This window comes from cyanobacterium endosymbiont of Rhopalodia gibberula (genome assembly GCF_003574135.1).
Taxonomy (GTDB): Bacteria; Cyanobacteriota; Cyanobacteriia; order Cyanobacteriales; family Microcystaceae; genus Rippkaea.
In genome coordinates this window covers 2,551,191-2,576,681 of record NZ_AP018341.1, presented here as the reverse complement: position 1 = coordinate 2,576,681, position 25,491 = coordinate 2,551,191, and the positions used below count along the sequence as shown (strand labels likewise).

24 protein-coding genes are annotated in these 25,491 nt (G+C 37.6%); 14 read left to right on the top strand and 10 right to left on the bottom strand.

All coding sequences use genetic code 11. From position 1 onward, the window contains the following. Positions 1-31: 31 nt before the first annotated feature. From RGRSB_RS08340 to RGRSB_RS08335, 3 genes are all read right to left on the bottom strand, one after another. The gene (locus RGRSB_RS08340) at positions 32-2,035 is read right to left on the bottom strand and encodes an FAD-dependent oxidoreductase (protein WP_420822990.1); all 2,004 of its coding nucleotides are present in this window, start codon (positions 2,033-2,035) and stop codon (positions 32-34) included. Positions 2,036-3,229: 1,194 nt separating this feature from the next. Beyond that, positions 3,230-3,358 (bottom strand): hypothetical protein, encoded by a 129-nt coding sequence (locus tag RGRSB_RS10790; protein WP_269460780.1) that lies wholly within the window; start codon positions 3,356-3,358, stop codon positions 3,230-3,232. An 89-nt stretch (positions 3,359-3,447) separates the two neighbouring features. Beyond that, positions 3,448-4,041: a thioredoxin family protein gene (locus RGRSB_RS08335; protein ID WP_119260646.1), complete on the bottom strand. Its 594-nt coding sequence runs from the start codon at positions 4,039-4,041 to the stop codon at positions 3,448-3,450. A 224-nt stretch (positions 4,042-4,265) separates the two neighbouring features. On the opposite strand from RGRSB_RS08335, the gene RGRSB_RS08330 reads away from it, so the two are divergent. From RGRSB_RS08330 to rpsO, 4 genes are all read left to right on the top strand, one after another. Next, positions 4,266-4,670, top strand: coding sequence for an NIL domain-containing protein (locus RGRSB_RS08330; RefSeq protein WP_119260645.1), 405 nt, complete (start codon positions 4,266-4,268; stop codon positions 4,668-4,670). Between the two features lie 112 nt (positions 4,671-4,782). Continuing rightward, positions 4,783-5,598 (top strand): sirohydrochlorin chelatase, encoded by an 816-nt coding sequence (locus RGRSB_RS08325; protein ID WP_119260644.1) that lies wholly within the window; start codon positions 4,783-4,785, stop codon positions 5,596-5,598. Between the two features lie 41 nt (positions 5,599-5,639). Continuing rightward, positions 5,640-6,419, top strand: a complete 780-nt coding sequence (gene cobA, locus RGRSB_RS08320; RefSeq protein ID WP_119260643.1) for a uroporphyrinogen-III C-methyltransferase — start codon at positions 5,640-5,642, stop codon at positions 6,417-6,419. A 120-nt stretch (positions 6,420-6,539) separates the two neighbouring features. Further along, positions 6,540-6,809: a 30S ribosomal protein S15 gene (rpsO, locus tag RGRSB_RS08315; RefSeq protein ID WP_119260642.1), complete on the top strand. Its 270-nt coding sequence runs from the start codon at positions 6,540-6,542 to the stop codon at positions 6,807-6,809. Positions 6,810-6,968: 159 nt separating this feature from the next. Here rpsO and RGRSB_RS10620 read toward each other — a convergent pair whose 3' ends face one another. Continuing rightward, positions 6,969-7,220, bottom strand: a complete 252-nt coding sequence (locus tag RGRSB_RS10620; protein ID WP_232014503.1) for a hypothetical protein — start codon at positions 7,218-7,220, stop codon at positions 6,969-6,971. Here RGRSB_RS10620 and RGRSB_RS10985 point away from each other — a divergent pair. Both RGRSB_RS10985 and aroF read left to right on the top strand, forming a co-directional pair. Beyond that, the gene (locus tag RGRSB_RS10985; RefSeq protein ID WP_338063349.1) at positions 7,177-7,308 is read left to right on the top strand and encodes a photosystem II biosynthesis protein; all 132 of its coding nucleotides are present in this window, start codon (positions 7,177-7,179) and stop codon (positions 7,306-7,308) included. The two genes, RGRSB_RS10620 and RGRSB_RS10985, sit on opposite strands and share 44 nt — an antisense overlap. A gap of 316 nt (positions 7,309-7,624) precedes the next feature. Beyond that, complete coding sequence (aroF, locus tag RGRSB_RS08305) at positions 7,625-8,686, top strand: 3-deoxy-7-phosphoheptulonate synthase (protein ID WP_119260641.1); 1,062 nt, start codon at positions 7,625-7,627, stop codon at positions 8,684-8,686. Positions 8,687-8,841: 155 nt separating this feature from the next. Here aroF and RGRSB_RS08300 read toward each other — a convergent pair whose 3' ends face one another. Then, on the bottom strand, positions 8,842-9,600 hold the full coding sequence (locus RGRSB_RS08300) for a circadian clock KaiB family protein (protein WP_119260640.1): 759 nt from the start codon (positions 9,598-9,600) through the stop codon (positions 8,842-8,844). A 945-nt stretch (positions 9,601-10,545) separates the two neighbouring features. On the opposite strand from RGRSB_RS08300, the gene RGRSB_RS09905 reads away from it, so the two are divergent. Both RGRSB_RS09905 and RGRSB_RS08295 read left to right on the top strand, forming a co-directional pair. Further along, entirely contained in the window at positions 10,546-10,794 is a 249-nt protein-coding gene (locus RGRSB_RS09905) for a hypothetical protein (RefSeq protein WP_145961894.1), read from the top strand. Positions 10,795-11,332: 538 nt separating this feature from the next. Further along, a complete protein-coding gene (locus tag RGRSB_RS08295; protein WP_119260639.1) occupies positions 11,333-11,707 on the top strand; it encodes a hypothetical protein in 375 nt (124 codons plus the stop codon). Between the two features lie 121 nt (positions 11,708-11,828). Here RGRSB_RS08295 and RGRSB_RS08290 read toward each other — a convergent pair whose 3' ends face one another. Then, entirely contained in the window at positions 11,829-12,647 is an 819-nt protein-coding gene (locus RGRSB_RS08290) for a biotin--[acetyl-CoA-carboxylase] ligase (protein ID WP_119260638.1), read from the bottom strand. Between the two features lie 84 nt (positions 12,648-12,731). Between RGRSB_RS08290 and pgeF the strand changes: the two genes are divergently transcribed. Next, on the top strand, positions 12,732-13,571 hold the full coding sequence (pgeF, locus tag RGRSB_RS08285; RefSeq protein ID WP_420823013.1) for a peptidoglycan editing factor PgeF: 840 nt from the start codon (positions 12,732-12,734) through the stop codon (positions 13,569-13,571). Positions 13,572-13,637: 66 nt separating this feature from the next. On the opposite strand, the gene chlG is transcribed toward pgeF, so the two are convergent. From chlG to petP, 3 genes are all read right to left on the bottom strand, one after another. Continuing rightward, positions 13,638-14,618, bottom strand: a complete 981-nt coding sequence (gene chlG / locus RGRSB_RS08280; RefSeq protein WP_119260636.1) for a chlorophyll synthase ChlG — start codon at positions 14,616-14,618, stop codon at positions 13,638-13,640. Between the two features lie 86 nt (positions 14,619-14,704). Further along, positions 14,705-15,802: a Get3/ArsA fold putative tail anchor-mediating ATPase NosAFP gene (locus tag RGRSB_RS08275; RefSeq protein WP_119260635.1), complete on the bottom strand. Its 1,098-nt coding sequence runs from the start codon at positions 15,800-15,802 to the stop codon at positions 14,705-14,707. A 26-nt stretch (positions 15,803-15,828) separates the two neighbouring features. Further along, the gene (gene petP, locus RGRSB_RS08270) at positions 15,829-16,023 is read right to left on the bottom strand and encodes a cytochrome b6f subunit PetP (RefSeq protein ID WP_119260634.1); all 195 of its coding nucleotides are present in this window, start codon (positions 16,021-16,023) and stop codon (positions 15,829-15,831) included. A 154-nt stretch (positions 16,024-16,177) separates the two neighbouring features. On the opposite strand from petP, the gene RGRSB_RS08265 reads away from it, so the two are divergent. The 3 genes from RGRSB_RS08265 to RGRSB_RS08255 are packed head-to-tail and all read left to right on the top strand — an operon-like array spanning position 16,178 to position 18,706. After that, complete coding sequence (locus tag RGRSB_RS08265; RefSeq protein ID WP_119260633.1) at positions 16,178-16,999, top strand: ABC transporter permease; 822 nt, start codon at positions 16,178-16,180, stop codon at positions 16,997-16,999. A gap of 7 nt (positions 17,000-17,006) precedes the next feature. After that, complete coding sequence (locus RGRSB_RS08260; RefSeq protein WP_119260632.1) at positions 17,007-17,771, top strand: ABC transporter ATP-binding protein; 765 nt, start codon at positions 17,007-17,009, stop codon at positions 17,769-17,771. Between the two features lie 2 nt (positions 17,772-17,773). Then, complete coding sequence (locus tag RGRSB_RS08255; protein ID WP_119260631.1) at positions 17,774-18,706, top strand: NAD-dependent epimerase/dehydratase family protein; 933 nt, start codon at positions 17,774-17,776, stop codon at positions 18,704-18,706. 1,032 nt (positions 18,707-19,738) lie between these two features. Here RGRSB_RS08255 and pheT read toward each other — a convergent pair. Further along, entirely contained in the window at positions 19,739-22,177 is a 2,439-nt protein-coding gene (pheT, locus tag RGRSB_RS08250) for a phenylalanine--tRNA ligase subunit beta (protein WP_119260630.1), read from the bottom strand. A gap of 1,420 nt (positions 22,178-23,597) precedes the next feature. Between pheT and rimK the strand changes: the two genes are divergently transcribed. Together rimK and RGRSB_RS08240 are read left to right on the top strand one after the other, a co-directional pair. Beyond that, positions 23,598-24,503 (top strand): 30S ribosomal protein S6--L-glutamate ligase, encoded by a 906-nt coding sequence (rimK, locus tag RGRSB_RS08245; RefSeq protein WP_119260629.1) that lies wholly within the window; start codon positions 23,598-23,600, stop codon positions 24,501-24,503. Next, positions 24,484-25,479, top strand: a complete 996-nt coding sequence (locus RGRSB_RS08240) for a succinylglutamate desuccinylase/aspartoacylase family protein (RefSeq protein WP_420822989.1) — start codon at positions 24,484-24,486, stop codon at positions 25,477-25,479. The genes rimK and RGRSB_RS08240 overlap by 20 nt, the downstream gene beginning before the upstream one ends. Positions 25,480-25,491 lie beyond the last annotated feature (12 nt).

The window sequence follows — 25,491 nt, the reverse complement described above, 5'->3', positions numbered from 1 at the left end:
GGCATTGCCAACCAAAAGACTAAGAAGCTAACTATCTATTTTGATGAGCATCAGATAACAAAGTCTGAGGAAAAGTAGTAGGATTTCCTTTCATTTCAAGTCTTTGGCGCAATTCCTGTAATAAAGGTTCATGATTAGGTAAATTGTCTACAAACTCATAAGGTAAAGTATTGCGTTCTAAAGCCAAATCTGCCAAATTTCCAGCAGCTGCTCCTACAGACCATTCAAACCCATGTACCCGATAAGCTGCTGCCGCAATATGGCTCGTAGCAATACTTTTTCCAGCCACAATCAAATTATCTATTCTTTGAGGAATCATGGATCTTAGGGGGATTTGAGCGGGATGAGATCCTCCGTGGGCAATGCGTACATCTTGGCGCTCGCGGTTACTAGGTCTTTCGGGGGGATAAAATGCCATACAAGGATGAAAATCAATCATATAGTTAACAATTCCTACTGAATCGTCATAAACAGTGGCATGAGTACGCTGAGTAACTGAATAGGAAGGAATAATACTAATATTTGCTATTTTTGATTCTAGCTTGGCAATGGTGTCCCTAACATTTTTATACATGGGACGAGGTAAATTAGTTCGGTAAAAATCTTGCCAATAATCTTTTGTAGAAATATCAATTTCGTTAATACTAAATCCCTCTTTGTGATCAACAGAAGGTCGCCCGATAATGCGTCTTCCTTCCCGAATATAAGGGTATTTAGACAACCCATGGACAGTTCCCATAGGGGAATCTAACCCTTTTAAAAATCGATGGTTAGGATGTGGTTTTTTGACTCCATATCCGAGGCGTGAGTCAGTAGTTCCTGCTACCAACCAGTAGTAAAAACCTTTGGCTAATTCTTCCCCTTTTCTCAAAGTTTCTTGGCGTAACCCCCCTTTCCATTCCCCAGGTTGTAGTTGTCCACTGTCTTGTAATTGATTACGAGTATAAACTAAGTTATCGTGACGAGTCCCAGGGCGATAATCATTACCCCATAACCAATTTTGCATGGATATATCTCCTGGAGTAGGACGGTTAACAGTCATCCGTCCAGCGCGAATGGGTTTTCCTTTTTCAGGGCTCCAAATGCGTCGATAGGTGAAGATTAAATCGAAGTAAGCTAATTTTCGATTGGAATCGTAACCATAATAGGGAGCATACTGCTCATAAAAGTTTGGTTTATATTGAGGTTGGGGTTCCTTAGTATGTTCCATAGCAAAGGTATAAGTAAACCCTTGTGTGCAATAGGGATCACCTTTCTCGTTAGGAGCTGAAGGGTTGAGATGGGAACGAGGATCTAACCCAACCCGATAGGGAACGTCTGCTAAGGCAACAATTTCTCCTGTTTCTGTGGCTTCGATGACAAACCAATTAGCTTTTTGAGATAGATTCTGAGATTTAGGGATAAAACGAACAATCTTTTTAGTTAACCGTTGGGAATTTTGATAGCTATAAGCGTCGTCTATAATAGCAGATAGGGGTTCATGGTTGAGGGGAGGAGTTCCGACCGCATTGTTGTGTTGAATAGCGACCGCTTCTTGAATCTGTTTTCCATCTTTACTCAATGCTAAGTCTTTAATAACCGTTGCGGGGAACCATCTGAGGTGTCCTCTCCCTCGGCGTTCAGCTTCTTTTAACTGTCGGTACACTATGTTATGTCCATCCTTGGGGAGAAAACAGCTTTCACTTACCCAACAGTCTCCAGGGTTGAGAGTTCCGTAACCACTAGTGATCGTGTTTCGTAGCTGTTGATATCCCCTAGGAAAAAGCTGTAATGAGCGCTGTTTTTTGCCTTCATCGAGGGCGGAGTTTCCCTGAGATGATATCTGTCCTCCTACCCAGTCGGAAATATCCGTCAAACATACTGTCCGTCCTCCTAATAAGGATTCATAAGCGGTGGCTGCCCCTGCGAGTCCTCCTCCAATAATCAGTAAATCACAGCTTATGGTTTCATCGGGGTCACGAGGTGATGCAGCGAGTGCTGGTACAGTTGATAAAATTGATTGTCCACAGAGAACACTTAAGGATAAAAACACCATAATACCCTGTAGTCTTTTATTTTTGCTGTCTTTTCCTCGCTGAAAACATCTTGACCTTAGTGATTGCGTTCGGTTACTTTTCCCCATCATTAGATGCTGCTACTTATTTAAGGAGTTTGAGAAGGAGTGAAATAACAGTAATTTCTATGCATTACTGTCCCTTGAGTCTAGAAAAAGTAACAGAAAATCTCGAGATCTTTAATGTTTTTTCTAGATTTTGGTTGAACCTAAGATGGATTAATATATGTATTAAAAAATTTGTATGCCAACTCCAGTTTCCATATTGACTTTATTGACTTTTATTCTTTTTTAAGTTACTGAGCAAACTACTTTTTAAAATAAAGGCTTATTGCTTTAGATGTTGCGAGGTTATAATTATCAAGTTTGTGCAGAAAACCCGAACTATACCTAAAGGGAATTATTGTTATTTAGATCAAAGTCCAAAGTCAAAATACATTGCTTTGTTATAATTATGTCCCTTTTAGATTTAGTTTTATAAGATGGCGGTTAACAACTTCTAAAGAACTTATTGTAAATTTATTCTATAAGAACAAGAACTTAATTTTTATAAAAGTTAAGTTCTTAAAATACTCAGAACCTGGCAAGGCAAAACTTTTAGTTTTTATTGATTGTTATTTTGTCACAGCTAGGCTAGAAGAGCCAGAATTATTAGAATATTTTTGTAAGGTATTAATTTTTAATTTTTTTTTAACCTAAGTTAAAACAACAATGTTGTTAAGTATGTAGTCAACTAAGTTAAGTCCAATCTATCATTTTACTTAATTTAACTTATCGATTTGCCTAATAAATATTCTTCTCTTTTAGAAAAAAAAGATGTGGATAGAGAATCAACTAAAAAATTTCTTAAATTCTTGGATAAATTTAAATAAAACACGATTATACTTATGCCTGAATTGGTATTATCCTTTTTTGAAGGCTAAAGTTCACATTACAAGTTTTGTTTCTAAACTAATTCTATACTTGTGGCAGGTTAGGCTAACTTTTGGCAATATATAATTATCAAAATAGATATACTATTGTCAATTTTTTAAAATTTTTAGAAATATCTTTTTAAATTATTTTTTAAGCAATTTTTAAATTAATCTTTTTATATTTGTGATTCTATCGATCAAATCCATTCTTCGTTAACTATTTACTTGTGTCTCTGATGTTACTTGTTTTTCTTTAACTTCATCAGGGAAAAGGATAACTTTGAGGTTTCAACAAGAGCTTAAATAGTGGTTGATCGTCAATTGCTGTTACTACTGCTTCAGTGTCCAAAAATTTAAGAATGATATCATTGTAGTCACATACAGTCATCATCACCGGTAATAAATTTTTGATAGCCGTCCGTCTTCCTGTTGCCTACAAAAGATAATAATTTTCCGTCATAGTATATTCAATAACAATTGTCATATTCGACTGTTAAATTCTTGGTTTACGACTTCTTGGTTGACCTGTGCTCCATGATTACGGGAATCACTTTGACTTGATGAGCGGGTATTAACAGGAGCATTGAATATTGATGTTCGACCGGTAGAGGCGGCATAGGGTAAGCTCTGGTGAGCAAGAAGAGCGTCTAAATTATCTTTCATCACTGATAACGGTTGTTCTCCAACGGTTTGAGCAATCGCTTCTCCTTTACCATTGAGGAAAACAAAATGGGGAATTCCATTAACCCGATAGCGTAGAATTTCAGGTAACCATTTGTTATTATCTACATTAAGCATAACAAAATTGACAGAATCAGCGTATTTTTGTTTAATTTCTGCTAAATCTGGCGCCATAGCTTGACAACTGGCACACCAGTTAGCATAAAACTCGGTCAGTGTAGGCTTTCCATTGTTATAAGCTACTGTTAGAGGAATAGACTGTTCAGCTTGCGTTTCTAAAGACACAGAATTGGTTTGAGTTTGAAATCCGAAAAAAATAGCTGTACCAAGAGCAATCCCAACAAAAGCAATTAAGAAATTTTTAACTCGACCGACATTATTTATTTCAAACATAGTTTTCCTAGATAACCTAACTGATGAATGATTCTTTTTTTTCTAAATAGCTTGTTATCTTATTCTACGAGGGTAGAATAAGATAACGAGCTATGATGAGATTACGCGAATAAATATGAATTCAAGACAGACCCGGATAGCCCAAAAACTTAATTAAAGGCTATCTATACTAGAGAAAATAAGATTATAAATTAAGTAAATCTATAAAAGTATCCAAATATATAATGAAAAAACGAGTGACCCTGACATTTCCCCGGCGAACAGTCCAGATGCCAGTGACTTACCGTCTCGCTAAAGATTTTAACATTGCGGCTAACATTATTCGCGCTCAAGTTGCCCCTAATCAAGTAGGAAAATTAGTTTTAGAATTGTTAGGGGATATTGATGCGATTGAAGCAGCGCTCGAGTGGATGAAAGCACAAGAAATCGGAGTTTCTTTAGCCAGTAGGGAAATTATTATTGATGAAGACAGTTGTGTAGACTGCGGATTGTGTACTGGGGTCTGTCCTACCCAAGCTTTAACTCTCGAGCCTCAGACATTCCATTTAACTTTTAAACGATCACGCTGTGTCGTTTGTGAACAATGTCTCCCTGCCTGTCCAGTTCAAGCCATTTCTATAAATTTTTAGTTACGCTTAATAATTAAGATTTATTTACAAACTGTTGATTTTAATTAAAAGATTAACTGCTGCGATCGTTCAAGATAATTACGGGAAGTTTCTTAGTTTATATAAATCGATAATGACCTCAGCTTACCTTCTCGTTATTCACGGTAGCCGAGCTCTTCGTCCTCAGATTGCTGCAGAACGACTAGCTTATATTGTTAAACAACAGTTAAGTCTAAGACAACTAATGAGGATTTCTCGGTCTCTCTCGACTAAAAATGGGACAGTCGAAACCTCTGTGAGAGGATCAACGGCTCTACTACAATCTGTCCCCTCCCCGCTTATCGAAACTGCTTCTTTAGAACTAACTTCCGTGTCCTTAAGTCAGAGGATTCAACAATTGGGAGAGAAGGCTAAAATCCAAGGCATTCAAAATCTTAAGATTATCCCATTGTTTTTATTGCCAGGGGTCCACGTTAGGGAAGATATACCTGAGGAAGTGGCGATCGCCAGACAGCATTTAGGGAAAACCATGAACTTAGAACTGATGCCCTATCTCGGTAGCCATTGTAGGTTGACCTTCTTTTTATCCCGTCAATTCGAGGAAGCTGCCACCGTTGGGAAAATTCTGATAGCTCATGGAAGTCGCTATGGAGGAGGTAATCAACCTATTGAGTCTATCGCTCATCATTTACAAGCACTGCCAGCCTATTGGTCTATCTCGCCGAGTTTAATTAACCCGGTTAACATTCTAGTTAGGGAAGGAAAGAAGAGTATCACTATCGTACCTTATTTTCTTTTTGCAGGAAGAATCACCACAGCCATTGCCCAACAGGTTAAACAATTACAGTTAACTGTACCTCAGATCAAACTTAAGATGGGAAGTCCTTTGGGAGCTACCCCTGAATTAGCTAGATTAATTATAGAGATAATCCAGGCAAATCTAGGTTAATTTTCCGAATATTTTGTTTAAATACACAATAATTTAAAAGAATGACTAACAGCCCTCGCCAACCTTGTTTAGGAAAAGTGTACTTAGTAGGAGCGGGTCCTGGTGATCCCGGACTAATAACCCTTAAAGGAAAAGCCCTCCTTGAACAAGCTGATGTTGTTGTTTATGATGCACTGGTCAGTCCTCCGATCCTGGCTATGATTAGCGATCACGCTGAGAAAATCCATGCGGGAAAACGGCGGGGTCGTCACTCAAAATTACAAGAAGAAACGACCCGTCTATTAATTGAAAAAGCCTATACTCATGCAGTTGTAGTGAGACTAAAAGGGGGCGATCCTTTTATTTTTGGTCGGGGAGGGGAAGAAATGGAAGATTTAATTCAAGGTGGGGTTCCTGTTGAGGTAGTCCCAGGGATCACCGCAGGGGTCGCTGCACCGGCTTATGGGGGAATTCCTGTGACTCATCGGGAGTATAGTTCTTCAGTCACCTTTGTTACTGGACATGAAGCGGTTGGAAAGTATCGCCCTCAAGTGAATTGGTCCGCTATTGCTCAAGGTTCAGACACAATCGTAATCTATATGGGCATCCATAATTTGCCCCAGATTGTAGCGCGATTACAAGCAGGAGGCTTAGGTTCTGACACGCCAATTGCCTTGATCCGTTGGGGGACTCAACCAGAACAAACAGAATTAATCGGGACATTAGGAACCATTATCGAGCAGATTCAACGAACAAAAATCGGAGCTCCAGCAATCGCTCTCATTGGTAAAATCGTTAATCTTCATTCAGTTTTATCCCATTCCCGTCCTAGTTATTTATAGTAATTGTTAAAGATATCTAAGTCTTTTCCACGATCTCAGTCGTTGTAAATTTACGGAATTCAGGAAATAAATGGTATTATAATAGACTGCAAATACAACCTTCATAAATATTTCTGTGCGATGAGTTTAACAGCTAGTGAAAAACAGGAGCTGATGAGCTCCTACCAGGTCCATGAGACTGATACAGGTTCTCCTGATTTACAAGTTGCTTTACTAACGAAGCGAATTAGTCAATTAACCGGACATCTACAAAAAAATCCTAAGGATCATGCTTCCCGTCGAGGACTACTAAAAATGATTGGTCGTCGTAGACGGTTGCTTGCCTACATCAACAGCAAAGATACAAACCGTTATCAAGCTCTAATTAAAAGCTTAGGAATTCGTCGCTAGATTAAGCTCTCTTTATGACTTATCAAGCATCTTCTAGAAGACTAAAGGACAATGAGGTATGTCCTTAAACTGTTTTAAGGACATACCTCATGACTTCTCGTCGAACGACTTTATTAAATCTCAAAAAGACCTATGGCTTCTAAATTTTCCTAAAATTCTTTACCCTTTGAATCTCGTCAAAAAACAGAAGAAACTTTTTGAAACTACCTTAACTTTGAGTCGAACTTCTTTTCCCAGATATTCCACTAACTCTCCATGAAATCCAAAAGATGCCAGCTTCAAGGCAATTCTTGATTCAGTCGACGAATGATGTAACGAACGGCTTTTTTCTAAAATTTCTACAGCTTTATGATTTTCCTCATTTTTAATTTTTGATTGGCTTGTCAGCCATAACCGGCTCGATATTCTCACCGCAGTCGTTAGTGCAGTGAGTTTAGGTTTCTTTGGGTTAAGGGTCTTGGAATTAAGCTACGGCATCTTTATCTACTTCTTAAAATAAACCATAGAAAGTGGATAGTTAGTGGAGATGGCAAGAGTTGACAACTAATTTTAACGGCACTGTCAATGCTTAGCGTGAGAAATATAGTTGTATTTAAATTGATGCTAAATGAGGTAGTTATCGTTCGACGATGGCAAAACCTTGACGGATTGTGACACATTCTATAGTGTCATAGTTATCACCGAAGTGATTAGGCTCCTTTTGCCTTTAGCATGAGAGCATAAATATACTTTGTGTGATGCGATAAATTTACTAAACTAACATTGATTAAAGCACCAAAAAGGAAATATTTACTGACATTCAGAGGAATAAAACAATGATTATTATTATGAAATCAGGTTCTCCAGAAGCTGAAATTGAACGCATTATTGAAGAAGTCAAACAGATAAACTTGACTCCTGAAAAAATTACAGGTGCTCAACAAGTTGTGATTGGCTTGGTTGGAGAAACAGCTACTCTTGAACTTTCTCGCATTGAAGAATTAAGTCTTTGGATTCAACAGGTGTTACGAGTCGGTAAACCTTTCAAACGGGCGAGTCTCGAATTTCGCCATGGACATCATAGTGAAGTGTTGGTTAGTACTCCTAATGAAGTAGTAGCCTTTGGTAAAAATCATCCTGTAGTGGTGGTTGCTGGTCCATGTTCTGTGGAAAATGAGGAAATGATCATCGGAACTGCCATGCAAGTTAAGAGCGCAGGAGCGAAGTTTTTGCGAGGAGGAGCTTATAAACCTCGTACTTCTCCTTATGCCTTTCAAGGTCATGGAGAAAGTGCCCTAGAATTATTGGCAGCCGCGCGAGAAGCTAGTGGACTCGGAATTATTACTGAAGTCATGGATACTGCCGATGTGGATAAGGTAGCCGAAGTCGCTGATGTTGTGCAAGTTGGAGCTAGAAATATGCAGAACTTCGCTCTCCTAAAAAAAGTTGGCTCTCAGAATAAACCTGTGTTATTGAAGCGGGGAATGGCAGCTACCATCGATGATTGGTTAATGGCAGCCGAGTATGTCTTAGCAGCAGGAAATAGTAATATTATTCTCTGTGAACGAGGAATTCGTACTTTTGATCAGAAATATACCCGTAATACTTTAGATTTATCATCTATTCCGGTGTTACGGTCTTTAACCCATTTACCGATAATGATTGATCCGAGTCATGGAACTGGAAAATCAGACTATGTGCCGTCTATGGCGGCCGCGGCGATTGCGGCAGGGACGGATTCTTTGATGATTGAAGTTCATCCTAACCCGGCTAAGGCTTTATCTGATGGTCCCCAATCTTTAACCCCAGAAATATTTGACCGTTTGATGAAGGAGTTGTCCGTAATAGGCAATACGGTGGGCCGTTGGAGTCAACCTAAAGTCGTTTTTGCCCAATAACTTGAATAACTCATGGATTAATTATCCATTTTCATGAAGGCAAAGTAGAGGCTGACGACCATCAGCCTCTACTTTGCCTTCAATTGAGAGTATAGCGCTACGAAAACCCTCATACTCCTATACAGTGGGATAGTTTGTATAAAAATAGTTGAGTATTAAATACTTGAAACAAGTTGTAATATTCTAGAGGGATCTTCTAACTCTCCAATAATGCGCCTTACTGGTTTAGGCCAAACACGAATAAGAGTTGGTGTGGCTGAGATATGATGAGTTTCCGCTTGGTCTGGGTGTTTAGAAATATCAATAACTTTAAGAGTGTAGGGATGTTCCAACTCTTTTTCAAGCAACCTATGAATAATTTCTAAGGTTTGTTTTGTCGTGGTACTATTTCCCGCTACAAAAAGACGCAAAATATATCCTTGATGAATTTTTGTATGATCTGTTTCATCTGATACAGAAAAAACTAACTGATGTTGGGACTCTTGGTTGCAATAATGGTCCCAAGACACAATCAAATCATGATTGTCCCACAATTGAGGAAATTCGTCTCGATAAGTTTCTAAGATAATTGGATTACAAACTTCCTCTTGCCAGGTTGCTGTCTGCCAAGTTAGGTCAGTCATCCCAAAGACGGAATTCAATAGGGGTTGATATCGTCTTAGGGGTGGATAAAGTTCAGCAACGGTTTGAACCTTATCATCTGTCTTGGAAAACCAACTATCAATGGTAGCTGTATAACCAGGAATTAAAAAATGAGGAGGTTCAGGTAAATGTAATAATTCCTGTAAAGCTACACATAAATGAGCGTGCCACTTAACTCGCTTTGTGCGATCACAACAATAAACTAGATCTCCGCCGGGGGTGAAAAGAGCAATGCCTTTAAAAAATTCTATTGGAATCACAGGAGTCATCATAAATTCAGAAGTTCCTGGGTCAAAATTGTTAAGTTTTGACAACAAAGTAAGGATAAAGATGTTAGTAGATTAACAACTCTATTTTATACGGATAGATAATTTTTTATCTTTACTTTGTTAAGTAATACTTACTCAACATTTTAACTCGTAACATTATGACTATTTAATTAGTAATGGAAGTGTCCTCTAAGGCTATATCTTCAGTGATTAACTTTTCTTGATAGAAATTAAACAAAAACTAATTACTGCCAGTCGTGTCATCATATCATCTATTATTCATTAATTCTGTAATTTCATCATGTTTCCTTTAAATGATGTAGTCTTTAACAGTTTACGTTTATAAAAACTTTAAAAAAAATTATAGATATTAGGTAAATAAGCCTTAAATTAATGAGTATTTAACAACAATTAATAAATTTGAATAAGTCTTACTAAATAGTAAGTGATATCTTCGATTAGATAAATAAATAAAAAGTATAACTTATTATCATTGGCTATATTTTCTATTTGTTTATGTGACATAGCTATCAAATTGAGTATTAAATTAACACTGCTAGATCTAAGTATTCGGAGACCAATAGACGATACTATATTAATAACTATAATGTACTTATTAGTTGGTATGAATATAACACAAGTTTTAATCTAGATGAATAAAATTTAGATTTTTATATTTAGTTTATAGTTAATGAATTTTTTTTGTTTTCTGACTCTTAGAAAGAAATATATTCGCCTCTAAATAATTTCGTTATAAGCGCAATTAAACTACTTCTATAACTACCATTGCTAATTTATATTCATCCTATTTTATTTTTGATCATTCGTTATCAATTCTAGGAAATAAAAATATAATTTTCATCTTTTAAACTCTTCCAAGCTAGTTTATATTCAAACTATTTTTTTATTTTCAATAAATCGCATCTATTAAGCCTACTCCTTTTCTTTATGTCTACTCAATTCTTTTTTGTTCCCCTTATGTATCAACTAAAAGTGACTGTTGACCGAAGATTAAAACCTAATTTATCTAGACATTCTCAACAGATTTTTCCTACAGTTTCATGGAATACCCCATTATCCTATGATAAGTTGTTGTACACACTCTTGAGAAAGTTCATTGTAGATGGTATGGATGGCAATTTTATTCACACTCTTATTGATCGTCCAATCACACTAGCTTTATCTTTTCTTCTTTAAAGAACTTTACTCAACTCAAATCAAATCCTTTACTGCCACAACTGCAAGAACACCCCTGAACGAATAGATGACATTAGTAAATCAGAGTCCTTATTGCTGAATCCGTTAACACAGTTTGGGGTTTGTTTATGGCGATCATTTTAAACTTGTAACAGACACTCTGTTGACTTTAGTATTTTTCTAGTTTCTTAGAAAAATACTAGATCACATTAAGAAATATAAACATTGTATGAATTTTTTATTAACTTTTCTTTAGGGAACTCTCGAGTGAGTCGATTCTTTGTGGGAAAGATCAATCACTTAGAGTACAGATCGACTTCTATACTGATTCTGTCTGAGTTAAAAGGTCGAGAGCAATTATATATTTTGAAACTCCAAGATTGTTTTTCTGCAATAAATCTCAATACTTACCACATAAAATCCCCTAAAAATGTAAATTTTCTTTTCAAGATGCTCATTTTTTCTCCAATTTATCTATACTAAGTCTCAAGCACTATATTTCAAATAGTTTTACTAATTTACTTTGGAGGAGAGTCTTATGGAAATCACACAAAAGTCAGGTTTTGGAAGACATTATTCGTTAACTTTTGTTAAAAGTTTTTTGATATGGAGTTTTACTCTAACAGTTTGTTTATTGGTTGTAGGATTCCCTTTAATTGTCTTAATGGCAACTGTAGGAGCACTAGGGTCGGTAATTTTACAGTCTGTGTTACCTGTTAGTGCGGTTTTACTGGTAGCTGGTTCTCTGATTGGAGCTAATCTATTGGCTATTCTTTTAGCCGCAGCCATGTTGACATTAAAAGGGGTTCATCCTCAAGAAGTCAGTTGGCTCAGATGGCTGCATGGCGAAGCCAAACCGTCCCATAGTTCAGTTTATGCTTCTTGTCCTTTAACCTGTAATGTTGTTCACTAAGGATTAAAATCCTAATCAGATAGTTTTAGATAGTAATTAGCCTAACCGACGTATGATAAATACGTCAGTTAGGCCGGGCGCGGGGACTAGTTTGTCGGTGTCTTTTTCAAGATTTATTAGCCTAACTATCGTTACCACTAGATAGCATGTCCTTATACCCTAAAGAAATACTCTTGGGGGGTAAGTTTATCTGTGTTTTAGCTCCTGAAGATTGTAAACGTACCTGTAATTCTCCTTGGGAGGTTACACCAACGATTGTTCCCTTAATACCTTCAACTTTTATAGAATGCCCTAAGCTATCAAGCAATTCAAGATAGTTGTTTAACAGGTGATCACAGCCTTGCTCAAGATAGTCTTGATAACCATTAAAGATTCCGGTGAGGGTAATAGCCGCAAGTTTTTCCAAACAGGAAATAGAACAAAACTCTTGAGTTTTACTCCAAGATTGTAAAGTAATCCCCGTCGGGGGGACAGTGTTGGACCAATTGATTCCTACTCCGATCACTGCATGGGTAATATATCCGTTGCGGATACGAATCTCGGTTTTGATCCCCCCTAATTTTCTACCTTCGAGAAGGAGATCATTCGGCCACTTTAATTTGACGGGGATCTGATGTTTTTGTAAAAGGTTAGCAATACCCCAGGCACTCAATAGGGTTAGATGGAAAGCATCCTTAACCAAAATTTGGGGAGTAATAGCAACAGACAGATAGAGTCCTCCAGGAGTAGATTGCCAAATACGTCCCCATTGTCCACGTCCTGCAGTTTGCTCAGAGGCAATAGCCACAACTGGTAGATTGTCTTCCAGATCTAGAAATTCCCAAAGAATTTCATTGGTAGAAGAGATTTTTTTGAAACAATAGAGATTCTGAGGTAAAAAATGAGAAGTACTTGATAGTTGTATTAGTTCTTTGTGTAGTTTGTCTTGATTGATAGCCATGAAAATGTCCGGTCTGAATATAACAGTTCTAACTTCTGTCATTTGTCATTTGATAAAATTGACCTAAGATCAAAAATTGAGGTAATAGCTGTGGCTTCTTCCTTAAATCGTCAAAACCAAACCCCCATTTGGCAATGGCAAGAATGGGATGGACTTCCCTACTTAACTTGTACCTTGCTCCAAGATTGGAAACATGGCTTTTTAACCCAACAGTTTTCCCCCCGTCTTCCTGAAGATTTAACAGAAGTTTTACACCCAAAGGCAACAACCTATAGGGTTAAGCAGGTTCATGGTCGTAGGGTGTTAACTCCAACAGAAGTTGAGACACAAATAACAACGGAGACTCTAAAAGATACTTTTCCTCCTGCTGACGGATTAATCACTGATGATAGGAATCAAGCTATTTGGGTGGCTAGTGCTGATTGTACCCCCGTGTTAGTCGGAGATATTAAGACTTACCGAGTAGCAGCTATTCATGCAGGATGGCGAGGCACTGCACAGCGCATTGTTCCTGAAGCTATTGCCTGTTTTCAACATTTTGGGAGTACCTTAGATAATCTCCGCATTGCCATGGGTCCAGCCATCTCAGGGGAAGTTTATCAAGTCTCGGAACAGGTAGCAGCCGAAGTGGGGTCAAGTCTATTCCAAAAAGAAGAAACAAGTAGTCCCCAGGAGATTTTAGAAGCTTTACGCACTATGTTTAACTCTCCAATCTTACCCGATCCAAAACCTGGCCGGGTACGACTGGATGTACGACGGGTTAACGAGTTGCAGTTATACAAATTAGGGATTAAGACAAACCAAATAGCGATCGCCCCTCATTGTACCTATCAAGAACCCGATGATTTCTTTTCCTACCGACGGACTAAACAAAAGAAAGTCCAATGGTCAGGAATTGTTTGTGGGGACTACCTGAAACAATAAAATTGCGAAGACTTTCTTGTATGACTTCGTATGTTATCAAAGGTAAGTCAAAAAGATTATAGTCACTTAGATCCCTGCACGACCTAATGCTAACCCTGTAACCAACATTCCTAAAACCAGAAATGGTTGTGCCCTAGATTGATATTTGATATCATTTTGCAGAGGAGCTTTTAGAAAATGCACATTTTGGAGGGTAACTTGAGGTATCACTAACGATAATAAAATGGCTGCATAGAGGTTTTGATGAATATAGAGCAGATAGCCGGCAACCCCGACTTGAAAAAAATCAATCATAATCACACAAATCCAAGCTGCCCTATTGATTCCAAACATAACCGGAAGGGACTTTAGCCCTAGCTGATGATCGCCCTCGACACTCTTAAAATCGTTAACGATCGCAATGCCCAAACCTGTAAAACTATAGAACAGGGTTAGGTCCACAATTTTCCAATTTAATTCTCCAAATAAAGCGTGACCAGCCCACCAAGGTAAAGCAATGTAACTTGCACCAAGAGTATAATTTCCTAACCAGCCATTTTGTTTCAATTTAAAGGGAGGGGCTGAGTAGATATAAGCCACAAGTGCACCCCCTAGGGTCAGAAAGAACATTATGGGGAACTCATGATTTGCCCAGATATCTAAAGCGTATCCTAGGGCTAGTCCTAGCCCTAATAGCACTAGAATTTGAATAACTACTTGAGGAACAGAAATTGCTCCTGACGGAATGGGACGATAGGGTTCATTAATGACATCAATTTCGCGGTCATAAAAGTCATTGGTAGTTTGAGTGTAGCCAGCCATCAATGGACCTGAAAGCAACATGCAAGCAGCTATTTTCAGAGCATTTTCGAGCGTCCAGACATATTCTCCTGATGAGGCTGCGCCACAGACTATACCCCACATCAGGGGGATCCAGGTGATGGGTTTCATCAATTGCAGTCGTAATTTCCAAATCGATGTTTCTCCGGGAGCAGCCCCCTTCATCCCTAGTAGTTGACGGGTAGTCTTTCTCCCATCTTTAGTCTTAGATGTAGAAAATTCACACATAAGCAATTATGAATTAATACAATGGCATTCAATGATGAATTCCTAAGAAACTGAACCATGGGCGTATTCCAGATACGCCCATGGAATTAGAAAGAAATAATCAAATAGTGATTTTGGAATTTTGCACCTCTAACAGGTTGTCTTCGTAAAGGCACAGGCAGGTCAATATTTCGCCGTTGATCTCCTGCCTCAATGGTAATTCCTGGACCATATTGAGTTAGTTTAACTTGATTTTTTTCGAATCCTGGCAAAAATACCCGAACCTCTCTAGAAACTGCATCGACCGTAATAGGTTGAGGGGGCATAAAATCAGCGAGGAAATCTGGTAAAGCATACTGTAAGGATTGCCAATCTGTTCCTGTTGGTCGGGGAATAGCTGTCACTGATAAAGGAGAAAATTCTTGAGACAGAGAATCACTAAGTTGACCTTGATTAACCAAAACCCCTTTAACCATTAACCCCACCTGTTGAGCACAACCCCAATAATATTTGGTCTCAGCAATTGCCAATTCGTCATCAGTGGTCACTAAATAGGTTGCCACATGGCTAGGATTAGCCAAAGTCTTTTTCCATTTCCCTAAAATATCATTGGCGTGATTAGTAGGTTCTTGGGCAAGATAATCTAATGTCCAAGAGACATTTAAAATGGCATTAGTGATGGGTTGAATAAAGGGAGAAAGTGTTTTGCCCACATCTGATTCTCTCAATACCTGACCAAATCGCCGCAGATACCAACTGAGTATTTCTGGGATTCCAAACATCTGTAAGGTACTTAGAGGGCTGTCACCGTCGTAGATAATAACATCGTACTTGCCACTTTGGTAATATTCCCATAAGGCATTGAGGGACAAAGCTCTATCCATTCCTGGCAAAATACCCAGTTCTTGACCATAGACATTTTTCAGAGTCGGCGACCGCAAATATTGGGATTCTAATTCTTTAACTTTTTCCCATCCTTTCTCTAACATAAAAGTTGAGGACAACTTAACTGCCATCAAATTAGGCGACACTTCTGTTGGAGAAGTATTCACAGGGGTTCCAAGTAAAGTGCTCAAAGTAGGTCCGGGGTTTTGTCCCACCAAGAGAACCCGTGACCCTAAACCGGATAGTTTTTGGGCAGTTGCGATCGACACTGAACTTTGATGACTATCGCCTTTACCTAGAAAAGTCAAAATCAAAGTCATGGGAATTCCTAATTAATCTTCTTTGGTTATTCAACCGATTTTAGTTCATCTTCAAAGAACCAAACCGCAGTTTTATCGGCAAACTGAACAATTGCCCCAATGCCGCTACCATCAGTCATTTTGAAGTCCTTAATGGTACCTTGTTGACCTAGTTTATTAACGATATCTTTGGATACTCGATCCCGAAGACGGTAAATTTGAACTTTCTGCCCGATTTTCATGTTCACTTAAATTTTAATCAAAGTAATGAAACATTTCTTAGTGTAGCTGAATCCGGCCCTATGTTCATCCTAAAAAATCAGTTAAAATCTAGGCGTCTACTAATAAACGACTCGACAAAGGTGCCTGACATTGAATACAATACTCCTTTAAATCATGATTCATCATTCCGATTCCCATTATGAACAAGCTGGACCGAAATGGTCGCCTTTGAGGCGATATCTAGAACTGCTCCATATTTTGGTTGAACGCAATTTAAAAGGACGCTATCGAGGTTCGTTTTTAGGGGTCTACTGGTCGTTGCTCAACCCCTTAATCATGACAGGGCTTTATGCCGCAATTTTTGGGACAGCTTTCGCTAGATACTATAACAATTCTACCTTAAACTATGTTCTGGCGGCGTTTACAGGACTAATTGTGATTAACTTTTTCTCAGCAGCTACCAGTCAAGCTCTAGGCAGTGTGGTCGGAAATGGTCCTTTACTTAATAAAATAAGACTTCCTGTCTCTATTTTTCCTGTTTCAATGATTGTGGCTAATATTTTTCAATTTGTGATGGGTCCATTGCCCTTATTAGCGATAGTCACTTTACTGATTAATGGAAATCCTGTTAGTGTGGTGGCGTTAGTATTTCCCTTAATTGCTTTAAGTCTGGTTTGTACAGGGGTAGGATTTTTAGTAAGTGCTTTATTTGTGTTCTTTCGAGATTTGCCTTATTTTTATGAGTTAATTTGTTTTGTACTTTGGATAAGCTCGCCTGTATTCTATCCAGCCGAAATTGTTCCCGCTAAGGTAAAATCATTTTTACTACTGAATCCTTTAATTCCTATTATTGAAAGTATTCGTCAAATTTCCTTATCAGGAACTTTGCCTGATTTGATGTTAATTGGGCATTCATTTCTCAATGGAATTATTCTTTTAATGCTAGGGTGGACTTGTTTTCGCGCCTGGCAAAATCAATTTATGGACTTGCTCTAGAAGTTACATGACGGAAGTAATTAGACTCGATCAAGTTTCTTTATCCCGTAGAACCCAAGAGGAGTTCTCTTATGATTTGAAGAGAACTGTTCTCTCTGTATTAGAAGGGAAGTATCGCCAACCCTCAAGAAAGTTGATTCTCGACCAAATTAGCTTAACAGTGAAAGTGGGGGAGAAAGTTGGCATTATTGGAGCTAATGGTTCAGGAAAATCCACCTTGCTCAAAGTTATCTGTGGTATTTTGCAGCCGTCTATAGGGCAGGTCAGAGTTAAGGGAGAAATTGCTCCCCTAATTGAGTTAGGAGCCGGCTTTGATGCGGAATTATCCGTCACTGATAATGTCATTCTTTATGGAGTTATGTTAGGATTTTCTCGCCAAAATATGAAGAAGCGGGTCGCATCCATTTTAAACTTTGCTGAGTTAGAAGAATATGCATGGGCTCCTGTCAAAGCCCTTTCATCAGGGATGACAGCTCGTTTGGGGTTTGCCATTGCCACTGATATTGAACCAGATGTGTTAATCCTTGATGAAGTCCTTTCAGTAGGAGATGAAAGCTTTAAGCACAAATGTCAAAGACGGATGGATAAATTATGGGGCCATAACACTACTATTTTGGTAGTTTCTCATGGATTGGAGTTTATTAAACAGTCTTGTGATCGTGCCATTTGGTTAGATCGCGGTCAAATTCGCTTTGCTGGTAACACCGATGAGACAATTGACTGTTATCTAACGTCAGTTCAACAAAATCAAGAGATAGGATTACATCAATAGCTATGAAAATATTAATCACTGGAGGCGCGGGTTATATTGGGTCAGTTCTGACCCCAACTCTATTGGCAAAAGGCTATGAAGTAACAGTTTTGGACAATTTTATGTTCCGGCAAAATAGTCTGGCTGATTGTTGTCAATACGATGCATTTAATATAGTCCGTGGCGATTGTCGTAATGAATCCACCATCAAGGAGTTGCTTCGGGACACCGATGTTATCATTCCTTTAGCTGCTTTGGTAGGTGCGCCTCTGTGTGGTCGAGATCAGATAGGAACCCAAACCATTAATTATGAGGCAGTTAAGCTAATCTGTGATTTAGCAAGTCCAGAACAACGTATTTTGATGCCTGTTACTAATAGCGGTTACGGTATTGGGATATCAGGCAAGTATTGTACCGAAGAATCTCCTTTGCGTCCTATTTCTCTCTATGGCACCACTAAAGTGAATGCAGAAAAGATAGTTTTAGAGAGGGGAAATAGTATAACTTTTCGTTTAGCTACGGTATTTGGGATGTCTCCTCGAATGCGAGTAGATCTCCTGGTCAATGATTTTGTTTACCGTGCTTTTTATGATCGTGCTGTGGTAATTTTCGAAGGGCATTTTAAGCGAAATTATATCCATATTCGAGATGTGGCGAAGGTATTTGTCCATGGGATTGAAAATTTTGAGTCGATGAAGGGCAAATCCTACAATGTAGGACTTGATGATGCTAACTTATCAAAGTTAGAGTTGTGCGCAGAAATCCAAAAGTATTTGCCTGAGTTTGTTTATTTAGAAGCCCCTATCGGGGAAGATCCTGACAAACGAGATTACATCGTTTCCAATGCTCGTATTCTTAATACGGGATTTGAAACAGATTGGTCTTTAGGACGAGGAATTAAAGAATTAATTAAAGGTTATACAATTTTGCGAAATACTCTCTATTCTAACGTTTAGAGCTTAAGCGGGAGTTGATAACAACTCCCTTTTTTATTTTTTTAATTTTGATAGCAAATTCTTAGAATTTATTTCAAGAAAGTATCAAAATTATGGCGTGATTCTTTTTTACTATTTTTTATTTATAGATTTTGACTCTTCAATAGACTCTAATTTGTGTTGTTTATTTATACATCACCATTGATAAAAAGTATCTAAATTTTGATTCCTTAGAGTCACACTAAATCTTCAATAAATTGGCTGATAGACTTTATTTAAATAAGATTTAATAGGATTAAATCAATATATTTATTGACATAAATAGTCTATTACTTATAGACATTAAAATTATTGCTTGCATCTAATACCACTATTGATTTAATACTTTTATATAAATAATTAGCCTAATTTAGAAGTATTGATAAACCTCTTTTTAGAGGCATATAAATAAATTATTTTTAAAATAAAAACTATATATTATAATAGTTCTCAGAGTCTTCATTTTATTTTTAATCTAAAAAACAAGAAATATGAGCAAATAAAGTGATAGTTATAAGTTATTTAATAATATTTTTGTATTAAATTGGTATTTAAAGTTATTAACCTAGTAAACTAGGAATCTTTATTTTTAGATAAAAATTGCTCATAATTCAATGGAAAAGTTAATACGAAAATTATCGTTATGGTCTGTTGCTAGTAGGTCACTAAAAACAAAATAGTTTCTGATAATTAGCAATGGTAAACAAATATTAATAATACCCTTAATTTTCTCTAAAAAAAACCAATATAGCTATTAAATTAATACAGCTATTTTTATAGCTCAGGATCTAAATCCTATTCAAAAACTAACAGTATTCGATATTTAAAGTTTCAATCATTAAGTAATGTTAGCAGTTTATTATGATGTTATTTTTTTATACTTTTATTCTAACTAAAACATAGTAGTATCAATCCCCCTTTTATTGGGAATCGTAATTATTTTTGGTCTTTAATAGGGTTAACCGAAGACTTAAATAGGGTCAACTATAGTTGAGCCCCAACATTTAGATTCATTTAACTCCGAAGTGTTACCTCAAATTTTTTCACTAAAGCTCTGCGAATTTCGTCGTGAACCGGTTCAATATCCCTATCAGTTAAAGTGCGATTACATGCACGATAAATTAGACTAAAGGCTAGACTACGTTCTCCTTTAGGAACATTTTCGCCTTGATATTGATCAAATAATTCAATCCCTACAAGTAACTTCCCTCCTGCTTTGTTCATCACTTGAGTTAAGTCTGCAACAGAAACTTTTAAAGACGCAAAAAAGGCTAAATCTCTTTCTACTGCAGGATAGGTAGAATAGGGACTTAAAATAGGGTTCATTAATTCCTCTTGTCTTAACGTTTCTAACAACACGTTGAAATTCAGAGTGAAAGCATATACCGCATCAATTAAATTTTTTTCTTGTCGTAATTGAGGATGCAATTGTCCAAAAATTCCTAATTGTTTTTTACCAACCCATAAAGATGCAGTCCGGCCAGGATGTAACCTTTCATCGCTATCATAGGGTTGGTAGGTTACATCTAACCCTAATCTGACAAAAATACTTTCGAGTATACCCTTGGCTTCATACCACCTCATGAGAACTGACTTTCCGCTGTGAATCCACCGTCCTTGAGGGAACATATCACCACCCATAATTCCCACAACTTCGTCCAATTCTCGATATTTTCCATCGATTATACGGAAAGTTCGCCCAATTTCAAAAGCATTTAATGCACCATTTCCTTGAGACTGGTTATAAGCAAACGCATCAATTAAACCATCAAGTAGATTGGTTCTTAACGCTGCATATTCAGCAAATAAGGGGTTAACAATGATAATCTCCGCTTTTTCTGGTTTAACTAATGAATATTGAACAACTTCTGTTAACCCTACCGCGCGGAACACTTCCCGAACCTTACGTTGAACCTGATAGTCAAAAGAGAGTCCCCCAGGTTCGGTTTTATCAGGAAGTTCATCACAGAAATGCTCGTAACCATACAGGCGTGCTACCTCTTCAATTAAGTCGATTTCCCGTTTTAAATCCTGATAACGATAGGAAGGAACCGAAACTTTCCAAACATTATTTCTGTCTTTGACCGTAGTCACATCACATCCTAGATTGATTAGAATGCGTTCTACATCTATTCCTGCCATATTAGCAGTTGTACCATCTTTTTTAATTGGACCTAAAATCTGATGTATTCGTTCTAATCTTAGAATAATGGACTCGGTTGACAAATCGGGGCGATTGTCTTCTATAACTTGAGTAACGGGGTTTCCTTCTGCTAAATTTGCAATTAGAGTGAGCGCAAGATTACACGCTATTTCCAACTCAGATTGATTAATTCCCCTTTCATATCTTGCAGAAGACTCGCTACGTAGACTCTGGCAACGAGAGGAGCGACGAATTGTCACTTGATCGAACAAAGCCGCTTCAAGGACGACATTTTTAGTGGTTTCGTCCACGTTGGTTTCGTATCCTCCCATAACTCCTGCTAAAGCAACAGGTTGGTCATTAGCAGTAATAATTAAATTAACAGATTTTAAATTTCTCTCTTGCTCATCTAGTGTTTTTAATGTTTCTTTTTCTGTTGCAAATCGTACCCCTAACGTTAATGGTGTTTTTTTTGCGACGGTTTCCAGTTTATCTAGATCAAATGCGTGGAGAGGTTGTCCCCATTCCAACAAAATTAAATTTGTTACATCCACCACATTATTAATGGGACGGACTCCTGCTACTTCAAGTCTGTTTTGCAACCATTTAGGAGACTGTGCAATTCTTACATTTTCAATTACGGTTCCTATATATGCAGAACAAACATTTCCGTCTGATACCTTAACTTTGAGGGAATAGGAGGACTTTTTAGATAAAGAAACTTTTGGAGATTTTGGCAAGTTTAATTTTCCACCTGTTAATGCTGCAACTTCTCGCGCAATCCCCACCATACTCAACGCATCTGCACGGTTTGCAGTAGGACTAATATCAAAGATAATATCATCTAATCCTAACAAAGGACGAGCATCAGTTCCTAATTCTGGTATATCATCCTCAAAAATATGAATTCCAGCGGATTTCTTCGATAAACCAACTTCAGCAAGGGAACATATCATTCCCTCAGACTTTACTCCTCGAAGTTTTGCGGGTTTAATTTTCAGGTCAATTTTGGGTAAATAGGTCCCTATGGTAGCCACTGCAACAATACTATCAGATGCTACATTAGGTGCACCGCAGACAATATTTAAATAAGTTTCCTTACCAATATCTACTTTACAGATACTTAATTTATCTGCGTTGGGATGAGGTTGGCAATCGATGATTTTTCCAATCACTACTCCATCTGCCCATTTACGACGATCTTCTATTTGATCGACCTCTAATCCTGCTGTGGTTAAAATATCTGCTAATGCTTCAGGGGTGAGGGTAATATTTACTAATTCCCTTAACCAGTTGACCGAAATTTTCATGGTGTTTTAATTTTCTCTGTTGTCTATAATCGTGACCAGTTCTTAGTTTACCTTCTCTGCGGTTTATCTTGTAGCTAAAGAGATGATCGTTTATAACTAGGTGTATTTAATCTGAGAAAACTTATTTTTAGTCATAAACACAAATTAGTTTACACACATTATCCTTTTGACTTCTAATTACATTTCTTGTAGAAAAAGGAATTTTATTTAAAAAATACTAGAATATTGAATATCTGCACCTTATTGTTCAATATAAAGATATTTTTTAGTTTGTGTTACCTAAAACAAATTTAAAATATTTTACTATTAATTTCTAGAATTCTATTCTATCAAGTTTTAGAAAATCTTGAAAAGAAAAATTAAAAAATAAATGCGGTGATCTGTTTAAGTTAAAAATTCCCTATTTAAGTAGGGAATTAAAGTGTAATTTTTAGTGAATTTTACTATAAATAGCAGGGTTATAAGAGCATTTAAGGTAATCGTTTGGACAGCTAACAGATATTCACAAAAAATAAGTAAAGAGCTATATTGTCTAAACTTTTACCTTAATTATAAGCCTCAGCAAAGGGTGATAAAAATTCAACAACGAACATAAAATTATTAATTTTATTATTGTAATTACTATTTATATCTGGGAAGTTGTTAACAACAATTAAATCAGCATAAGTCTTACATTGATATTCCTCAATCACAACTCGAAAATCACTTTTATACAAATAAAAATCTATATCTTTGAGCAAACATACTAAATAAATCAATTGAGTTACTAGCGATCACACTATGGAGTTCTGAACGTACCTAAATAACAATAACCTCTCTATTATAGAGTTGATGGCGCTCTAGACTGTTTTCTGTCATTATCTAATCCTCGATCTAAGGGAAGATTAAGCTGTTGTTAGATCTAGAAAACTAGTTTGGGCATAAACCACTATCAGATTTCTTGAAAAATGACATCTAAAACCATTATCATTCTCACAATTAAGAATTACAGATTGAGCAAACCAGATTATCGAGGAGAAATATTAATGGTTTATCAAGGACACCAATCGCTGATAATTAGGACAATTAAGGTAAAAATTTACAAAACCCTGGTTTTCTACCCCACATACTTTTGCTATTACAACTTTTACTCAAAATTAAAGAGAAATGGGTTAATTCAAAGTCCATATGAACTGTCAGTGCCGAAGTTGAGTTTAACTGTTAGAACATAGAAAAGTCAGAAGTTCGACAGGACATCCTCAATCACGGGTCGTAATTGAGACAATAGTGAAATTGGGGGATTAGCAATGGCTTATTGAACTGACCTTAACTAATTGAGATGTGATGAGTTTTCGGATGCTGTTGAGCTGTCAGTCAATGTGAAGACGCCTTATAGTGAACGCAGAAAGATTATTTATGCAAAGTTTCTGAGGAAAACAAGATGAGAATAGCTATTTTATCTCAAGATGCCTCTCTTTATTCTACCAAGCGTCTTATAGAAGCTGGAGAAGAGAGGGGACACGAAATGCATGTTGTCAATTACCTAAGTTGTTACATGAACATTGCATCTCACAAACCTTCAGTAGTTTATCAAGGTCAACCTCTGGAAAACTTTGACGCAATTATTCCCCGCATTGGTGCATCAAGGACATTCTATGGAACTGCAGTGGTAAGACAGTTTGAGTTGATGGGAGTCTTTAGTGCCAACGAATCCCAGTCCATTGCCCGCTCTAGGGATAAACTCCGTTGCTTACAAATTCTTGCTCGCGAAGGAGTTAGATTACCTGTTACTGGTTTCGCTCATGCTACCACAGATGTTGATGGCTTAATTGAGATTGTCGGCGGCGCACCTCTGGTAATTAAATTGCTAGAAGGCACCCAAGGAATTGGCGTGGTATTGGCTGAAACCCACCAAGCTGCTAAGTCAGTTATTGAAGCGTTCCGGAAATTGGATGCCAATATCTTAGTACAAGAATTTATTAAGGAAGCTGGGGGCGCAGATACTCGCTGTTTTGTTATCGCAGACAAAGTAGTTGCGTCGATGAAACGACAAGGCGCAGATGGGGAATTTCGCTCAAACCTACACCGAGGAGGGAAGGCCGAGAAAATTAAATTAACCCCAGAAGAACGGGGTACTGCCGTACGGTCTGCTAGAGCAATGGGGTTGAGAATTGCTGGGGTAGATATGATTAATTCTAATCGAGGTCCGGTGGTAATGGAAGTCAACTCTTCCCCAGGGTTAGAAGGAATTGAAAAGGCAACAGAGATAGACGTAGCAGGAAAAATTATAGAATTTTTGGCAAAAAATACCACCTCGGGAAAAAACCGTGGTCGCATCCAATATTAAGAGGTCAAAATTGACAGAAAATTTGAAGTCAGAACTTATTGAAATTGCAGGAGAGGCGATCACACCGGGAGAATGTCGTCGTCTAGAACTTCCTATTGCTCGCTTACCTACCCAAACTTGGGTTTCTCTCCCTATTACAGTAATCAATGGCTTAAACTCAGGACCTAAACTTTGGCTCAGTGCGGCTATTCATGGAGATGAACTCAATGGGGTAGAAATTATCCGTCAGGTAGTTGAAAATGTTGAGCCAAAACTATTAAGCGGCACCTTAATTGCTGTACCTATTGTTAATGTCTTCGGTTTAATTGGACAGTCTCGGTATTTACCCGACAGAAGAGATCTAAATCGCTCATTTCCCGGCTCTAAAAATGGTTCTCTTGCTTCACGCTTAGCATACTTATTTATGAAAGAGATTGTTAGCCGCAGTACATACGGTATCGATTTACATACTGCTTCTATGCACAGGACTAATCTCCCTCAGATTCGCGCTAACCTCCAAGATTCAGAAACCCGTCGCTGCGCTCAGGCATTTGGCGCACCCTTACTCGTACACGCGATGACTCGTGATGGTTCCCTAAGACAAGCAGCAACGAAAAGAGGTATCCCGATCCTACTCTACGAAGGAGGTGAAGCTTTACGATTTGATAAAGAGGCTATTCGGATGGGAGTCGAAGGAATTGAGCGAGTTATGGAGTATTTGGAAATGTATCAGTTTTTTGTGCACAAAAATCCAGTCAAGTCAATAGAAGTAGATAAATCTAAGTGGATACGAGCATCCCGTAGTGGGATTTTTCGCTTAGAGGTAACGTTAGGGGAAAAAGTGCTGAAAAAGCAGAAGTTGGGAATTATTGCCGACGCTTTTGGTGAAAGTAGCATCAAGGTTCGTGCCAGTGTTAATGGGATCGTGATTGGATATACTCAGAATCCTTTGGTTAATCAGGGTGATGGAATTGTTCATTTAGCTATCCTTAACTGAGTTATTGCGTTA

Coding starts and splice junctions, on each gene's coding strand:
- RGRSB_RS08260 (WP_119260632.1), top strand. CDS start 17,007: ATGACGGAAGTAATTAGACTCGATCAAGTTTCTTTATCCCGTAGAACC.
- cobA (WP_119260643.1), top strand. CDS start 5,640: ATGACTAACAGCCCTCGCCAACCTTGTTTAGGAAAAGTGTACTTAGTA.
- pheT (WP_119260630.1), bottom strand. CDS start 22,177: ATGAAAATTTCGGTCAACTGGTTAAGGGAATTAGTAAATATTACCCTC.
- RGRSB_RS09905 (WP_145961894.1), top strand. CDS start 10,546: ATGTCTACTCAATTCTTTTTTGTTCCCCTTATGTATCAACTAAAAGTG.
- aroF (WP_119260641.1), top strand. CDS start 7,625: ATGATTATTATTATGAAATCAGGTTCTCCAGAAGCTGAAATTGAACGC.
- RGRSB_RS10790 (WP_269460780.1), bottom strand. CDS start 3,358: ATGATGACTGTATGTGACTACAATGATATCATTCTTAAATTTTTGGAC.
- RGRSB_RS08255 (WP_119260631.1), top strand. CDS start 17,774: ATGAAAATATTAATCACTGGAGGCGCGGGTTATATTGGGTCAGTTCTG.
- rpsO (WP_119260642.1), top strand. CDS start 6,540: ATGAGTTTAACAGCTAGTGAAAAACAGGAGCTGATGAGCTCCTACCAG.
- RGRSB_RS08335 (WP_119260646.1), bottom strand. CDS start 4,041: ATGTTTGAAATAAATAATGTCGGTCGAGTTAAAAATTTCTTAATTGCT.
- RGRSB_RS08290 (WP_119260638.1), bottom strand. CDS start 12,647: ATGGCTATCAATCAAGACAAACTACACAAAGAACTAATACAACTATCA.
- RGRSB_RS08275 (WP_119260635.1), bottom strand. CDS start 15,802: ATGACTTTGATTTTGACTTTTCTAGGTAAAGGCGATAGTCATCAAAGT.
- RGRSB_RS08300 (WP_119260640.1), bottom strand. CDS start 9,600: ATGATGACTCCTGTGATTCCAATAGAATTTTTTAAAGGCATTGCTCTT.
- RGRSB_RS08330 (WP_119260645.1), top strand. CDS start 4,266: ATGAAAAAACGAGTGACCCTGACATTTCCCCGGCGAACAGTCCAGATG.
- petP (WP_119260634.1), bottom strand. CDS start 16,023: ATGAAAATCGGGCAGAAAGTTCAAATTTACCGTCTTCGGGATCGAGTA.
- rimK (WP_119260629.1), top strand. CDS start 23,598: ATGAGAATAGCTATTTTATCTCAAGATGCCTCTCTTTATTCTACCAAG.
- RGRSB_RS08265 (WP_119260633.1), top strand. CDS start 16,178: ATGATTCATCATTCCGATTCCCATTATGAACAAGCTGGACCGAAATGG.
- RGRSB_RS08340 (WP_420822990.1), bottom strand. CDS start 2,035: ATGGTGTTTTTATCCTTAAGTGTTCTCTGTGGACAATCAATTTTATCA.
- RGRSB_RS08295 (WP_119260639.1), top strand. CDS start 11,333: ATGGAAATCACACAAAAGTCAGGTTTTGGAAGACATTATTCGTTAACT.
- chlG (WP_119260636.1), bottom strand. CDS start 14,618: ATGTGTGAATTTTCTACATCTAAGACTAAAGATGGGAGAAAGACTACC.
- RGRSB_RS08325 (WP_119260644.1), top strand. CDS start 4,783: ATGACCTCAGCTTACCTTCTCGTTATTCACGGTAGCCGAGCTCTTCGT.